Origin of the sequence: Xylophilus sp. GW821-FHT01B05 (assembly GCA_038961845.1) — a bacterium.
Taxonomy (GTDB): Bacteria; Pseudomonadota; Gammaproteobacteria; order Burkholderiales; family Burkholderiaceae_C; genus Xylophilus.
Genome location: CP152408.1, coordinates 5,102,670 through 5,117,267 on the forward strand (window position 1 = coordinate 5,102,670; position 14,598 = coordinate 5,117,267).

At 62.7% G+C, this 14,598-nt stretch carries 14 protein-coding genes; all 14 read right to left on the minus strand.

Features of this window, described 5'->3' with window-relative positions:
* Nucleotides 1–10 precede the first annotated feature (10 nt).
* Nucleotides 11–904, minus strand: a complete 894-nt coding sequence (locus tag AAFF27_23830) for a class I SAM-dependent methyltransferase (protein ID XAH22988.1) — start codon at nt 902–904, stop codon at nt 11–13.
* Nucleotides 905–1,064: 160 nt separating this feature from the next.
* A complete protein-coding gene (locus AAFF27_23835) occupies nt 1,065–2,315 on the minus strand; it encodes an ABC transporter ATP-binding protein (GenBank protein XAH22989.1) in 1,251 nt (416 codons plus the stop codon).
* Entirely contained in the window at nt 2,312–3,109 is a 798-nt protein-coding gene (locus tag AAFF27_23840) for an ABC transporter permease (GenBank protein ID XAH26312.1), read from the minus strand. The genes AAFF27_23835 and AAFF27_23840 overlap by 4 nt, the downstream gene beginning before the upstream one ends.
* 77 nt (nt 3,110–3,186) lie before the next feature.
* Nucleotides 3,187–4,113 (minus strand): peptidylprolyl isomerase, encoded by a 927-nt coding sequence (locus AAFF27_23845; protein ID XAH22990.1) that lies wholly within the window; start codon nt 4,111–4,113, stop codon nt 3,187–3,189.
* A 179-nt stretch (nt 4,114–4,292) separates the two neighbouring features.
* The gene (locus tag AAFF27_23850; GenBank protein ID XAH22991.1) at nt 4,293–5,882 is read right to left on the minus strand and encodes a cell surface protein; all 1,590 of its coding nucleotides are present in this window, start codon (nt 5,880–5,882) and stop codon (nt 4,293–4,295) included.
* Nucleotides 5,883–6,457: 575 nt separating this feature from the next.
* On the minus strand, nt 6,458–6,853 hold the full coding sequence (locus AAFF27_23855) for a hypothetical protein (protein ID XAH22992.1): 396 nt from the start codon (nt 6,851–6,853) through the stop codon (nt 6,458–6,460).
* A gap of 101 nt (nt 6,854–6,954) precedes the next feature.
* Nucleotides 6,955–9,423, minus strand: coding sequence for a type II secretion system secretin GspD (gene gspD, locus AAFF27_23860; protein ID XAH22993.1), 2,469 nt, complete (start codon nt 9,421–9,423; stop codon nt 6,955–6,957).
* A gap of 184 nt (nt 9,424–9,607) precedes the next feature.
* The gene (locus tag AAFF27_23865) at nt 9,608–10,276 is read right to left on the minus strand and encodes a hypothetical protein (GenBank protein ID XAH22994.1); all 669 of its coding nucleotides are present in this window, start codon (nt 10,274–10,276) and stop codon (nt 9,608–9,610) included.
* A complete protein-coding gene (gspM, locus tag AAFF27_23870; protein ID XAH22995.1) occupies nt 10,273–10,824 on the minus strand; it encodes a type II secretion system protein GspM in 552 nt (183 codons plus the stop codon). The genes AAFF27_23865 and gspM overlap by 4 nt, the downstream gene beginning before the upstream one ends.
* 9 nt (nt 10,825–10,833) lie before the next feature.
* A complete protein-coding gene (locus AAFF27_23875; GenBank protein XAH22996.1) occupies nt 10,834–12,186 on the minus strand; it encodes a PilN domain-containing protein in 1,353 nt (450 codons plus the stop codon).
* The gene (locus AAFF27_23880; GenBank protein ID XAH22997.1) at nt 12,183–13,052 is read right to left on the minus strand and encodes a type II secretion system protein GspK; all 870 of its coding nucleotides are present in this window, start codon (nt 13,050–13,052) and stop codon (nt 12,183–12,185) included. The genes AAFF27_23875 and AAFF27_23880 overlap by 4 nt, the downstream gene beginning before the upstream one ends.
* On the minus strand, nt 13,049–13,729 hold the full coding sequence (locus tag AAFF27_23885) for a prepilin-type N-terminal cleavage/methylation domain-containing protein (protein ID XAH22998.1): 681 nt from the start codon (nt 13,727–13,729) through the stop codon (nt 13,049–13,051). The genes AAFF27_23880 and AAFF27_23885 overlap by 4 nt, the downstream gene beginning before the upstream one ends.
* Complete coding sequence (locus AAFF27_23890) at nt 13,726–14,139, minus strand: prepilin-type N-terminal cleavage/methylation domain-containing protein (protein ID XAH22999.1); 414 nt, start codon at nt 14,137–14,139, stop codon at nt 13,726–13,728. The genes AAFF27_23885 and AAFF27_23890 overlap by 4 nt, the downstream gene beginning before the upstream one ends.
* Nucleotides 14,136–14,585, minus strand: coding sequence for a GspH/FimT family pseudopilin (locus AAFF27_23895; protein XAH23000.1), 450 nt, complete (start codon nt 14,583–14,585; stop codon nt 14,136–14,138). Before AAFF27_23895 ends, AAFF27_23890 begins: the two co-directional genes overlap by 4 nt.
* Nucleotides 14,586–14,598: the final 13 nt, after the last annotated feature.

The window sequence follows — 14,598 nt, forward strand, 5'->3', positions numbered from 1 at the left end:
GAGAAACGGATCAACCAGGGCGGCGCACCACGTACGCATCCTGGTGGTGCCAGAAATGCTGGGGGGCGAAATGGGCCAGTTGCCCGGCAGCGCCGATTTCCTCGGCGATGCGCGCCTCCACGAAGGCCGGCGAAGTAAAGGCCGTCCCGTAGTCTGCCACGTCAATGGCCTGCGACTCGCTCGCGGCGGCGAAGTAGAAGCCATCGCCATCCCACTGCACGCCCTGCCGATGCGCGGCCTCTGCGCCGTGGGTCGAGAACACCAGCAGCCCGCCCGGCGCAACCGCCTCGAACAGTTTCTTCAGCCAGCGCCCCCAGGTGCGGCGCGGCAGATGACTGAACAGCGACAGCACAAAGACCACGTCATAGCGCGATGGCCAAGCCAACGCCTCTGGCTCGCGCGACGACAACAGCGCCGTGACGCCCAGCGCGTCCCGGGAGAAGTCCACGGCGTCAGGCACCACATCGCTAGCCGTCACCCGGTGCGCCCCCAGCGCCTTCACCAGATGCCGTGTGAACCGGCCATGGCCGCTGGCAAACTCCAGAAAGCGCGGCGTCTTCAGCAAGGGCTGGTCAACGGCCTCCAACAGCAGCATCAGCTCCGACAAGGTGCGCCAGCCATCCGCCAGATAATCCCGCAGCGGGTTGATGCTCAGCGGGTGGTCCGCAAAGAACCGAAAGATATCGTCGGCCGGAGCGATCTCGCAAGGGCAGCCCATCCAACTGGTGAATGCGCCCTCCAGGCCGTGCCGCTCTATCAGGTTGTGGGCAGTCAAACGGGTTTCGCCATGCTGGCGCGCACGCTCCAGGCAATCGGCAGCAGCTTTCAGTTCTCCCGCCGCCAAATGCGCCTGGCCCATGGCCAGCCAATCGGCCGGCAGACGTCCGTCCAGGGATTGATTCATCAACAGCACCTCATGTCCATGCAGCCCGCCACCCTTGATAGGCAGCGCTGCAGGAATTTATAAGAAATATGCCAATAGCCCTTATGCAGCCTGGGCTAGTAGCTATCATTTTTGAAAACCCCTCCTGGCGCTTTGCGCTCAAGAGGAAGCACGCCTCTCATCAGGCCCAGCGGTGCGGCAAGCGCACCAGGCCCGGCATCAGCGTAGGCGACACAAAGCGAAAGTGCAGGTAGCGCAGCCATTCGTCGTAGACGATCAGGCCGCTTTCATCGAACAGAAAGGCGCTCACCACATATTCACCGCTGTGCAGCGGCAGGTCTGGAAAGCTCAGCACCGATCGCCACAGCCCATCCTCCCCCAGGACCGGGACCGCACCCTCCTCATGCGTTGCCAGCGAGGTGATGCCCGAGCCGCGCGACTGCTCGATCATGAAGCCAATATTGGGCCGCTCATTCCCACGCCCCCGCACCGTGATGGTCGCCACCAGGTCACGGCTCTCCAGCAGCGGCGGCTCCCCCGCGCCCAAGCCCGCAACCGTCAAGGACACGATGCAGGCAGCACCATCCTCCTTCGCGGGCAGCTGTATCGGCGCAGTTGCCCCTGCAGCGGAGCCCTCGTCCTCACCCGGCATCGGATCGGCAATATCCAGCCCATCCTCTGCATTGCGCAGGCGCGTATGCATCTCATAGGCGCCCAGCACCGGCTCGGTCGGCCCGATCTCGCGCACCCGCCCACCATCCAGCCACAGGGCCACATCGCACAGATGCCGGATGTGGTACGGGCTGTGCGAGCAGAACAGGATCGTGCAGCCCGCCTTGCGGAAGGCCGTGATGCGCTCGATGCACTTCTTCTGGAAATGCTGGTCGCCCACAGCCAGGGCCTCGTCGATGATCAGCACATCCGGCTGCACCGCAGTCACCAGCGCAAACGCCAGGCGCACCACCATGCCCGACGAATAGGTTTTCACCGGCCGGTGGATCGCATCGCCCAGTTCGGCGAACTCGGTGATCTCTGGCTCCAGGCGCTGCATGTCGGTCTGGCCGATGCCGATCAGGCTGCCCGCAAAGTACAGGTTGTCGCGCCCGGTGAAGTCGGGATGGAAGCCCGCCCCCAGCTCCAGGATGGCCGTGACACGGCCGATGCGGTCGATGCGCCCCGTGGTCGGCTGCACCGTGCCTGCCAGCAGCTTGAGCAGCGAGCTTTTGCCCGCGCCGTTGTCGCCTATGACGCCCAGGCACTGCCCGCGTCGCAGCTCGAACGACACCTCCTGCAGCGCCCAATGGCTGCGGTGGTAGCGCCGGCCCGTCACCAGGGCCTTCAGCCGGTCGCGCGGTGAGGCGTAAAGGCGATACTCCTTGCCCACGGTGGACACCCGCAGCACCGGCGCGTCAGAGATCTGCACCTGGCTCATAGCCAGTCCACCAGTTGCTCACGGCTACGGCGCACCGCCAGCGCCAGCAACGCTGCCGCCACCAGCCACCACACCGCCGCGCCAGCCCAGGACGCCCAGGAAGGCCATGCGCCCTGTAGCAATACGTTCTGGTAGCCCAACAGCAGCGGCGTCATCGGGTTGAGCCACAGCACCCAGCGCCATGCAGCAGGGAACAGGCTCAGCGGGAACAGTACCGGCGACAGAAAGATGCCCACCGACAGCAAAAAGCCCACGATCTGCACCGTATCGCGCAGCGCTGCGGCCAGGATGGCCAACAGGTAGCCCAGCGTCAGGCACAGCAGTACCTGCAAGGCCAGCAACGCGGGCAGCGCCAGCAGCGCAGGGCTCATATGGTGGGCCGGGATATAAGCCACCGCCAACAGCAAGATCAGCGGCGCGTACACGATGCTGCTGGCAAAGGCCGAGCGCGCCACAAACAGCACCGGCGGCAACGCATTCTTCTGCAGCACGCTGCCCGCATCGAGCAGGCTGTTCATGGTGCGGCCCAGCGTGTCGCAAAACGCCATCCAGGGCAGCGAACCCACGATCAGGTAGGCGCCTGCACGGTGCGTGGGCGCGTTCTCGCCCAGCCGCATGGCAAACACCACGTCAAACACCAAGAAGTACGCCGCCACGGTCAGCAGCGGCTGCACATAAGCCCAGGCAATGCCGCCGGCCGCACCCGCATAACGCGCCGCAATCTCACGCCGCGTCATCACGGCCACCAACGCACGCGCGCGCCACAGGGCGCGGACGTCATCCAGCACATGCATGGTATTCAACAGAAGTGGAAAAAGTCAGCCGGGCACAAGAACCCGGCATTCAGACCGAAGCCGAGTTGGCCCAGACGTCAGCGGTAACCGCTGGAGAAAGCCTCAATGGCCGCTTCGTCAAACTTGGCATCCTTCAGCAAGGCGGCAGACTTGGCGGCACGCGCATCCTCCAGCACCTTGGCGCGGGCATCGTCCATCAAGCCCTTCTTCACCTCATCAAAGGGCAACAGGGACACAGGCTTTTTTTCTTCCAATTCGATGATGTGAAAGCCGAAGTTCGTCTCCACCACCGGTGACAGCTCGCCCGGCTTCTGCAACGCGAAAGCGCCTTGCTCAAAGGCCGGCACCATCTGCCCCTTCTTGATGAAGCCCAGGTCCCCGCCCTTGGCAGCACTGCCAGGATCGCCGGACTTCTCCTTGGCCAGCGCCGCGAAGTCAGCCCCAGCCTTCAGGTCGGCCAGCAGCTTCTCCGCCGTGGCCTTGGCATTCGGCTCGGTGGAGCGGATCAGGATATGCCGCACGCGGACCTCCTCCGGCGCACGGAACTGCTCGGGCTTCGCGTTGTACTGGGCACGCGCGTACTTCTCCAGTGCCGCCGCATCCGGCGCAGCGGCCTTGTCGATCTGGGCAATGCGTGCATCGGACAGCACGCGATCGCGTGCGATACGCAGGGAAGCGATGACTTGAGGGTCCTGCTCCAAGCCAGCCTTCTCTGCCTCGGCTGCAAGCGCGCGCCGGGTGTAGAGATTGGACGCGGCAGCAGACACCGTCTCGGGTTTGCTGAACACCTTGCTTTCGGCCGCACCAGGTATGCGTAGCAATTCCGCCGTCAAATCGGCATTGGTTATCTGGATGCCACTGGCACCTTGAAGCACGGCTTGCTGCGCCCATGCGCAAGACAGCATGCCCATGGCCAAACAGCCCCCCATCAGGGAATGGGTCACAAACCGGGAGAGAGCCGAACGACGCCCTGGGAATGCCGCAGCGGGCAACGGTGAGATCACATGAGTCGACATAGGAAACAACAGGCCCAAAAGCCGCTTATTGTGCAACACCCACTTCGGCGCGACACCATACCCCCATGGCGCACCCAACAAAAAAAGGGCAGGAGGGTTACCCCTCCTGCCCTTTAGCAACCCAGCCTTTGCAGGCTAGGCGCGCTTACCCAAACACTAGCCTGGATTTACTTCGTGAACTTGTGAGCGTACGTCCAACCGTAGTTGGTCGACAGGCCAGCAGCAGCGGCACCCACGGCGCTGGTGTAGGCAGAGCCCAACACCGGCAGACCAGCACCCAGACCCGGAGTGGAGATGTTCACCCAGCCTTCTTGGTAGCTGGTGTAGACGTTCTGCACGGCAACCGTAGCGCCCAGCACGCCCTTGCCAGCCGGAGCGTTAGCGTCGTTGTTGATGGTCAGCACGCTGACTTCACCGCAGAAGCGCAGGGCAGAAGCCGTACCCGGGGACACGACAGCACCGCTCGTCAGGAATTGCTCCGAACGGCTGTAGCCAGTCACTGCATTCGCAATACCGGGCGCCACGCAAGCGAGGTTACCCGACAGAGTCGTGTTGGCAGCGGCGAAATGACCAGCATTGGCAGCGTTGAACACCAGTGCCGGCGCGGTGCCAGCATAGTTCACTGCCGCAGCGTAGCGACGGGTCGGCATCGAGAACGTGAAATCCGTCTTGGAGCCGATAGCAGCCAGCGTGCTGTAGTCGTTCTTGATGCTGGTGACAGCAAGAGCGGCAGACAGGTTGGTCGCTTGCGTGGCGGCAAGAGCCGCCGAGGCTGCAGCCGTACCAGTGTAAGGCGTGGAGAGATCCGGGAAGTCGAACTCGATCGGGCTCAACGTACCAGCAGCCAGCAGGGGATCAGCGGTCAGCGTAGCAGCCGTTCCGACAGTCACGGCATCGCTGGTTTGACCTGCGAACACAACGCGACCAATCGCATTGGCCGTACCGTTCACAGCCTGAACCGCGGTGGCTTCCGTGGACCAAGCTTGGTAAGCGTTGGCGGAGTTGATGATGAAAGCGTTGGTGTACAGGCCGCCGGTCGGGCTGTCCAGACCCAGAGCACCCAGTTGGGCTTCGGTCAGAGCAGCGTTGGTGACCAACTTCGACAGAACAGCGCTATCGCAAGCCACGGCGCCAGCAGTATTGTGCTTGGTCGTGGTGTACAGGGCGTTGGTAGTCGTAGCAGCGCCATAAGTGGCGTACGTCTGGGCAGCAGCGAACACCGGTGGCACGTCAGCCATGTTCAGCACTTCGATGTAGCCTTCGCGGGTCCACGAGGCACGCGTGTCAGCCGTGAAGCTGGTCGTCACGGCCGGCAGGCGGTCGGTGATGAAGGTACGGTTCAGAGCCGGTGCTGCGGGCAGCGTGCAGGAATTGTCGGCGGTGAACAGCTGCGACAGGCCGGTGGTGGCGTCACGGCTGACGTCAGCGGTCCACACGTCGCCAGGCGACAGGAACAGCGTAAAGTCAAACACGTCATCGGAGTTGGCGGCGCTACGGAAACGCACCTTGACAGCCTTGCCATTCACCGTGTCGGTGTTGGTGATGCTGATCAGCGTGTGGTTGCCGTTCTGCGTGCTGAAGTAAGGAATGATGCCGATGTGGCCGATACCACCTGCGTTCAGCGCCAGGCCAGTTGCAGTGGGGGCCGTCAGGTTTGCACCCGTACCAGCAACAGACGTAGCTGCATTGGCTGCGCCAGCGAGCGTCAGACCGCCGATGAAGGCGCCGATGCTCAGAGACAGAAGACTCTTCTTCATTAATAACTCCATGGAAAAAGTTGGTAAGCGCAACTACAAAGAGCGTGTACGCCACGAGATGTTAGCAGGGAGAGCTTGGTGTCAGCAGTTTTTGACTCACACGCCCTTTTTTTGTTGGCCACCCGCAACACCCCTGGATACATCGGACATTAATGTAGCAATCTTGAATGCCACATTGCCGTTAATAAGTATCACAAAGACAGCAGAACGTACCAACGTCCTCCCTCGCGCACCCACGTCTCGTCGAGAGCGGACCGAAGAGTAGCCGGAGTGTGGAGCAACGTCAAACTTTTTATAGCGAATTACGTCACGTTTTTGCAGGATGTGTCCCCAACACATGCAACAACGCGCATCAGCAAGACAAGGGTTGCCCGCCTCATTGCGATAGCGCCTTGCTACAAATTTTGGCAAAGGCTTCGCAGTTGACGCCCAACGGCAAGGAAGCAATTGATTGCCCCGCAGGTGAGAAGCGCCCCAGGGAAAACGCCGAGGGGGGCATTAACCCCCCCTTCCGAATCGCTTCGACCGCAAAGACGCTTGCGTCCTGCGTCGGGCTTAAAGACCTACTTGCCGTGCTACAGGGGCGGCAGGAAGTACCAGCGCCCGTCCTCAAGCACCCAGGCTTCATCCAGGGCCGTCGTCAGCGTGGGCAGCGAGCGAATGGGCGTAGGGTTCTTGATGGCGATCTTCAGCACAGCCGTACAGCTCGCCTCGCTCGCGCAGGTGACCTTGGCCACCTCTGCCGCAGTCCACCCTCCTGCAGCGCCATAGTTAAGGCGATAGGCCTTGACATCCTTCAGGGCACGGTAGGAGGGCGCCGTGTACTCATAGGAGGCATCGAACTTGTCCGCCATCATGAGCTTCCACCGCTCTGCAGCGCGCTGGGTGATGGCCTGCTCAGGCGTTTGCGGCACTACCGAGGCACAACCCGCCAACCACAGGCCGGCGCCCACAAGAGTTGCAGCCTGCATTGCACGACGCAGGGCTGCAGGCACATGCAAAGATGGGACGCTACGGTCGGATGAACGGATGCTGTAGGAGCGAAACATGGACAAGGCCTCTTGGTCTAGGTTCAATTGGGAGTTTTGATGTAGGTGGCGGGGTTGGGCAGCTTCGACGCGCCCGGTGACTGATCCACCACCGAACCCCATGCGCCCACGGGCGCACGGCCCTGGTTCGACAAGCGGTCATCCGAAAAAATTCCCTTCATGCGGTCGCGCATTTCGGCACCGACATCGCGGATGTCTTCGTCGGCTCGGACCACGCGCGGCGTGAGGATGACGATGAGTTCGGTGCGGTCCTTGGATACCGTGGTGCTGCCGAAGGCAGCCCCCACAATGGGCAAGTCCTTGAGGAAGGGAATCCCATTGTTTCCATTGCCTGTGTTGTCACGGATCAGGCCGCCAAGCACAAGCGCCTCTCCAGAACGCACCGCTACTTTGCTGGTGATCTGACGCTGACGGAAAGGATATTGCCCAGTGGCTTGGTCCCGTATCGTGCCCACGTCCGTTACCGCCTGGCTAAGCTGCATGGTCACGATGTTGCCCGCGTTGACGGAGGGCAGCACCTGCAACTGCACCCCTGTATCCTTGTACTGGAAGCTATTTGTAGTGCCTACACCCGTGACAATGGTAGTACCGGTCTGGATTGGCACTTGATCGCCGACCATGATCGATGCCACTTGATTGTCCATGACCATCAATGATGGGCTGGAAATCACCTTGACCAGCGAATCAGAGGCCAAAGCATTGAGCGCGGCCCGAACTGCGCCAGAAGAGTTGGTGATTGCGTAAGAAAATCCGGATGCAGCCTCGGCCAACGAGCCGGCCACCGTGTTGTTGGCATTGCTTAGCTGGCCAATCCCCGTCAAGCCGCGACCACCGTTCTGAAACGACCACTCCAGACCGTACTGAAGATTCCCCTTCAGGGTCACTTCAATGATGCTAGCTTCAATCAGCACCTGGGGTACACGCACATCCAGACGCTTGAGCGTAGCTTCGATCTTGAGGAACTCGCTGTTGGAAGCGTAGATGAGCACGGCGTTGTTCACATCGTCTGCAATGACACGCACGCCATTGCCGATGGTCACCGCACTGACCCCACCACCGCGCCCGGCTTGCTGGTTGCTGTTGCTGTTGTTACTGTTGTTACCACCAAACGCCCCTGAGCCGCCAGAAGCGCCAAAAGTGCCACCAAAGCCGCCGCCGCTTACGATGCCAACACCGCCTGAAGACCCGCTGCCGCCAAAGCCGCCGGAACCGAAGCCACCACTGCCGCCAAAGCTGTTATTGCTGAGCCCGTTGCTAATGCCCGAAGACGATCCAAGGCCGGGTGCAATGCCGGTTCCGCCACTGGCATTGCCAGAGCTACCGCCGTAAATGCCACTCAGCACTTCGGCCAGATGGCGCGCATTGCCGTTCTGCACGCTGTAGACATGGAGCTGGGGCTCGCTGCCGTTGCTGCTGGGCTTGTCAAGCCGCTCGATCCAGCGGCGCGCCTCTTCCAGATAGGCGGCACGCGGCGTTACCACCAGGATGCTGTTGATGCGCTCGATCGGCATGATGCGCAACGCGCCAAAAAGCGGATTGGCCTCTGCCAGCGCCGCCGCGCCCGCCGCCTGCGAAGACGCGGCCGGCGTGGATGCGGTTGCGGTAGCAGGGCCACCTGGGCGCGACGGCGATGCCCCCGTTGTTGGCTGGCCACCGCCACTGACAATCTGCAAGGCCGCCTGTACCTCGGCCACCGTTGCGTACTTGAGCGGGAACACGCCAACAGACATGCCCTTGAGCAGATCCACATCGAAGGTGGAGACGATGTCGAGCCAGCCCTCGGCCTGGGCACGCGTCCCAACCATGACCAGCAGATTGCGGACCGTGTCCACCCGCACCAGCGCATCGCCGCCGGCAATGGGACGCAGGATCGCGGCCATCTCGCCGGCGCCGATATAGCGCAGGGGCACGATGACGGCGCCAAAGCCAGGCGGCAGGGCGCCGCCCACCGCCTGGCGCGGTGCGGCCACAATGCCCTTGAGAGCTTCGGGCTTGCCGATGTGGTAGGTGCCACGGGCATCGCGCGCCATGACCAATCCATTGGCCTGCAATGCCGTTTCCAGCAGAAACACGGCCTGGTCCGGCGTGACTGGCTCGCGCGTGGCCAGGGTGACGGTGCCGTTGACTTGGCCATGGAAGACGAAGTCAGTCTTGGCGATTTCGCCCAGAATGACGTTGGCCACCTCAGCAATGGGCGCCTCTTCGAACTTGAAGGAACTCGGCGCGCCGCTAATGGGCCGAATGCCCGCCTTGGGCGGAGCAATGACTTGGTCGTTGCCGAGGATGATGCGCGGCTCCTTGGCCGCATCGGCCGCGGCGGGAGCAGGATCAACGGCGTCTGTCGGCGCTACGGCAGGCGTAGTGTCCAACGCACCGATCGCCGCAGATGTCGCCGTCGCAGCCTGCGGCGGCGGAGTGGTCTGCTGGGCCCAGGCGCCATTGGATACAGCCACAACCAGGGCAGAGAACGTGGCGATGCGAAGATGGTTCATACGGGCTATCGGTGACTAGCGAGCTCGCGGCAGAAGCGGCCCGGATAAAAGAACAAAGCGGCCAAAGCGCCGCAACGCAGCACGGGACCATCGTGAAAATCCACCACCTTCGTGGCTTGCGGAGCGCGGCTTGCGCGACCTGCTCTGCGGACCGGAGTTTTCATGCAACTAGACCCGCCAATGCTCAGGGGGGCGCGAGCCGAAACGATCCGTCCGGCATTGGAATGGGAAGCCCCACGGCACGCGGCGGCTGGGCCGCCGGGGCTGGCGCCACCGGCGGTGGCACCGTTGCACTGCGTGGAACCCCACCCTGTACGAACGTGGCGGGCCCTGGGGGCGCTGGCTTGGCTCGAACAAGGCTCAGCACACGGGTTTCAGTTCCGCGCTTGAAGGTCACATCGCGGTTACCAATGGAGGCGAGCTTCCATGCTCCGACCATGTCATTGACCAGAACGCGGCGCGCCTTTCCTTCCACATCGGCAATGGCGCCCCCTCCAGCCGTGCTCGAGAAGACGCCCAGGATGCGGACTTTCTCCAGCGGATCTGGTGGCGGTGGCGGCTCGGTCTTCTCCACGATCTTGGGTGGCGGGGGCTTGCGCGTGGGCGAGAAGAGGGGCCGCTCCAGAATGGCAACGAACTGGCTGGGGTCAGTGTTGCGAGAAGCGTCCAGTGCAGAAGAACTGCCATCAGAAATATCTGGCATCAACGCTTGTGGCCGCTCCCACTGGGCGTTGCGCAATGCCCCCGACGGGCCGATCCACAGGGCCGCAAGGACGAACAGCAGCACGACTGGAGACCAGACCACGGCACGAGGCGCCGCGTTGCGCGCCATCAGGGCAAGGCTAGCGCTCATGACCGGGCTCGCAGCACGTAGAACGAGAATTGCACCATCAAGCGGCTGACTTCAGGACGAAGATAGCTACTGGCCTGAATGTTCACGCGGTCGATCAGGATCGCGGGATTCTGGCTGCCCAGGCCTACCAACGCCGCCTGAAGCGCGAGCAACTCCCCCTCAGCCCTCACGCTGATCGGGATGCGCTCCATGTCGCCATCTGCTTTCGGTGCAAGCACCTGGCTGCTGCTGATATCAAGCTTGGCAGCGGTAAGCACCGCACGAATCTTCTGCTGGGCATCGTTGCCAGCCTGCGTGGCATCCTGGCCTGCCGGGTAGGTGAACTTCTCCAGTGTGGCGCGGGCGCTTGTTTCGGCCGCCTCGAGCTTTGGCCTGGATGCCTCAAGCCCCAGCAGACGCGCGTAGCGCGGTTCAATCTGGTCTATGCTCCCTGTAAGCTCGGCATGCTTGGAGGCGACGTAGTAGATGCCCACGCCAACCGGCAGCAGCAACAGGAAACCCAGGCATGCAAGCGCAATGCGATCCTGGCGACGAAGGTACAAGGTCATTCCCGTCTCTTATGGATTGGGCGCAGGGGCTGGGGACGACGCACGGCCACCAATGGTTGCGCGGCTAAGAGGATCGACCTGCGCACCGGATGCATTGGGCGCGTTGCTCGTCGTGCCCGGCGCGGGCGGTTGTTCGGCCGGCGCCAGTGGCGGATAGGCAGGCTTGCCAGGAGCGGCAGGCAAGAGCGCCGGGCTGACAGGTGCGGGCGTAGGGGCAGGGCTCTCCAATACCGGAGCTGGAGCTGGCACTGGAGGTGTAGGCATTGTTGCAGCTGACGCCTCCACCTTGGCTACCGCCGTACGCGGGACCACTCCCGGTATGTCCAACACAAACTCCACGCCAAAAGACTCTTTGGCCGCCCCCGGCTGCCGCGTTGCGGCCTGAGAGGCCTTGAGCTCCCGTATGCCGGGAGTCCCCCCCAAGCGACTCATCAAGGCCGCTGAATTCTCGGTCATGCCACTGAGTGAAATCTTGAGGCCCTCAATCTGCAGCGTCTGAATGAAGGTGTCGTCTGGAATCGCGTTGGTGAGTATCTCCAGCACACGCAAGGGCGCAGCACTCTCGCCCACGGCAGACTCCAGCGCCTTGAGCCTGCCGGAAGAGCGGACAAACTGCTCGCGTAACTCGACAACCGGTCGGGTCCGCTGCTGGACTTCGGCAAAAGAGGCTGCGGCATCACGTGCACGCAGCCACAACTGGGTTGACGGCGTAAGTGCAATCAAGCCAAGCAGGCAAGCGCCGATCGCGAGGAAGGAATATGCCCGGCGCTGCCGGCGCTGCGCATCACCTGCCCGCGCGCCTTCGCCAAAACCCTGCAGCACGATGGGCGCAGCCGTCGGCCCGGGGAGTGAAGGCATCACCCAGACCTCCAGTTGGCGCGGCTCCACAGCCAAGGACTGGGCCGCAGAAAGCAAGAGGCGCTCGATATGGGCTCGCGAGGCAAGGGCCGCCTCGACCTGGAGCCGGGCACCGCTGGCAGGCCACGCGCGCCATCCCCATACAAGGCTGCCAGCAGCAAAGGGACTGATGCTCTGTATCTCCAACCCCAAGGCATCTGCGACTTGCGCTTGCGGCATGGCCGGCATTGTCGTGGCATGCCGCAATACGATGGCATCGGGAATTTCGACAGCAGCGAAGCGCGGCCGCTCCTGCGGAGACTTCTCTTGCCCGGGCGCAAGCAGATGCTCGTCGCGCCAGGTTTCCGCACTGCCATTGGCGCGCAGGACGCGCACGGCAGCGGGCTCTGTCAACCAGCCAAAGAAAGGCCCCTGCAGCACGTGGCCCCACAGCGTGGCAAGGCCCTGCACTCCAGAGCGCAAATCCACACCGAATAGCCGAAAGTCATTGGATAAAAGCGTCATTGCCGATCAGTTGCACCAGGCGGCAGCACGACAACGCCGCCGCTCTGCAAAATACGCCATGGAAGTTCGCTTTGTGTTCCGGCCTGGAAAGTAACGTCCTGGGTGAAACGCATGCTGACGCCATCCGACAGCGGCACACTTGCAATCAGGCGGTAGGCGCGCGAGTTTATGCTGCTGATGAACGAGCCCTCAAGCTGCGTCAAATCAACGCCCACAGCATTTGTGTCCCGTGCGGCCGCTATACGCGCAGCCACCTGCACGTTGCCTTTTGCCAGAACCAGCAAGACCCCGTCCGGAGCAGACAAGGGGTTGACCGTGCCACCCGTTGTCTGGCCAGCCGCTACAAGCCGCGCGATCCTAGCATAGACGTCATAAGGGAAGCCCGGCACGAGCATGAGATCCTCGGGTGCATCGAAACCAAAGGTACGCCCCCCAGAATCGCGTTGCATTCGCCACTGCACTACCGCCTGCGCTCCTGCCGTCGCCGCTGCAGGAGGCATGCCGCCGGCAACAGCAAAAAGCGCCTCCAGCAATGCGGGCTGAGCGCTGTTCAGATCGATTAGGCCGCTCATTGGGAATACCTGCACCCGCGTAGGCACGCCGCGAAATGCCACATCAATCGACATTAGTCGATTGACGGCATTGGGCTGCGCCACCATCTGCTGCAACACCATGTTGATTGCGGCTTCCGCTACAGCACGGCCCTCGACCGCCTGACGTGCAGTCGTCGCAGAGCGCACCTCCTGACGGACTGAGCGCGTCATGCCTGTCAACATCAGACTCAGGGCTGCCACGATCCACAGGACGGCTACAAGCGCCATTCCCGCTTGAAGCCGCGGCGACTGCCGAACGAGGCTGATCCTCATGAGGTACTGCCCCCAATCACTGCGCCGCCCGTGATGGAACGCCCGCCAAATTGCCGCAGCGGCAACACCAGATCGGGCCAAACACTGGTAGTTGTAGATACGCGGATGTTCACTCGTGTAGGCAGACGCTCGGGGACTGCCCAGGACGCGCTCCAGCGAGGACCATCGACGGTGCTGTCCTCATAGAGGATGGAAAAACCCGTCAAGTCTTCGACCAATACACGCGAATCCGCGCCGGACCAATCCGGGAACCCCGGTGCATCCCGCCATGGGACAAAGCGGATGACCAATGCCGAATGCCCGGCAACAGACTCAGGCGCCAGGCGAAAGAAATAGCGCCCACCAGCCCCATATCGGGGGGGCATCACGCCGATCCACGCCACACCCGCCGGCGTGCCCTGGAACACAAAGGTACTTTGGCCTTCACTTTGAACTGCAATACTCTTCTTGGCATAGACCCGGCCCAGAATGCCCTTCAGGAAGCCCGTGCCAGTGCGGAAATCATCCAGCCGGGTCAGGCGCTCAGAGACCTTCGACTCGGTCTGCACCATGCCACGCATGGCCGCCCCCAGGGCCACCATGACTATGGCCAGCAAGGTGATGGCCACCAGAATTTCCACGAGCGTAAATCCCCTGGCGCGCAAAGCTGCTGTGGGCCGCCGGCAGACCTGACTCATTGCTGGAGCCCCCCGGCCAGGGGGCGCGCCTGCGGCCGCAAGGTTGCGAGGTCATAGCGCTTTTCAGTCCCGCCTTCCGACCACGAGATGCCCACCGCCACTTCATGCAGGGGTGGCACCGCAGGGCCATTCACACTGGTAGGAAATGGAGCACTGCGCACCTCCCATCGGTAACCGGCAGATTCACCACGGTCATTCCAACCGGACGGCGGAACAGCGTCACGCAGATTGAGCACAGACTCTGCCAGCAGGGCTGCATGCTGGTAGTGTTCAAGCTCCCCCGCATTGCGCGCAGAGCCACCGCTGACGCGGTAGATCATGGCGAGCGAGAACGCCATGATGGAAAAAGCGACCAGCATCTCCAATAAGGAAAAACCGCGCTGGTGCCTGAATGCATGTGCGGCATTCACGGCGCAATCGGCTCCTGCTCCACCCGGCCGGTCAACCAATCCACCCGCAGACGCACCCCGGCGCCTGAAGCTCGAAGCAAATCAATACTGCCGCCACTGGCACCACCTCCCGGCAGAAAGCGGATGGATGCCACGCCGCTGCTCTCCAACTCCTGGCTGGCCACGGTAGCCCGTAAAGTTAACGCCGACGCCAAAGCGTGTCGTGGTGCGCCATCCAGACCGTACCAACGCTCCCGCAGGTCGACACTGAACCGGGTCTCGGTGCCGCTGGACATGGCACGCCACCGCGCCATTCGCATGTCCGACACAAGGGTTCGCAGCGTACTCCGGTACTCAGCCGATTCCCGCAGACGATCGAATGCCAGCGGGGCAATACCGACGATGAGCGCGGCAATGGCGAAGACGACCAAGAGCTCGACCAGGGTGAAACCCCGAGGCCGCTTCATACGCGTAGAGGGT

Bases quoted from the DNA above. Each gene is read 5' to 3' on its own strand.
- AAFF27_23830 (XAH22988.1), bottom strand. From the start codon at position 904: ATGAATCAATCCCTGGACGGACGTCTGCCGGCCGATTGGCTGGCCATG.
- AAFF27_23850 (XAH22991.1), bottom strand. From the start codon at position 5,882: ATGAAGAAGAGTCTTCTGTCTCTGAGCATCGGCGCCTTCATCGGCGGT.
- AAFF27_23840 (XAH26312.1), bottom strand. From the start codon at position 3,109: ATGCATGTGCTGGATGACGTCCGCGCCCTGTGGCGCGCGCGTGCGTTG.
- AAFF27_23865 (XAH22994.1), bottom strand. From the start codon at position 10,276: ATGAGCGCTAGCCTTGCCCTGATGGCGCGCAACGCGGCGCCTCGTGCC.
- AAFF27_23835 (XAH22989.1), bottom strand. From the start codon at position 2,315: ATGAGCCAGGTGCAGATCTCTGACGCGCCGGTGCTGCGGGTGTCCACC.
- AAFF27_23855 (XAH22992.1), bottom strand. From the start codon at position 6,853: ATGCAGGCTGCAACTCTTGTGGGCGCCGGCCTGTGGTTGGCGGGTTGT.
- gspD (XAH22993.1), bottom strand. From the start codon at position 9,423: ATGAACCATCTTCGCATCGCCACGTTCTCTGCCCTGGTTGTGGCTGTA.
- AAFF27_23880 (XAH22997.1), bottom strand. From the start codon at position 13,052: ATGAGGATCAGCCTCGTTCGGCAGTCGCCGCGGCTTCAAGCGGGAATG.
- AAFF27_23895 (XAH23000.1), bottom strand. From the start codon at position 14,585: ATGAAGCGGCCTCGGGGTTTCACCCTGGTCGAGCTCTTGGTCGTCTTC.
- gspM (XAH22995.1), bottom strand. From the start codon at position 10,824: ATGACCTTGTACCTTCGTCGCCAGGATCGCATTGCGCTTGCATGCCTG.
- AAFF27_23885 (XAH22998.1), bottom strand. From the start codon at position 13,729: ATGAGTCAGGTCTGCCGGCGGCCCACAGCAGCTTTGCGCGCCAGGGGA.
- AAFF27_23875 (XAH22996.1), bottom strand. From the start codon at position 12,186: ATGACGCTTTTATCCAATGACTTTCGGCTATTCGGTGTGGATTTGCGC.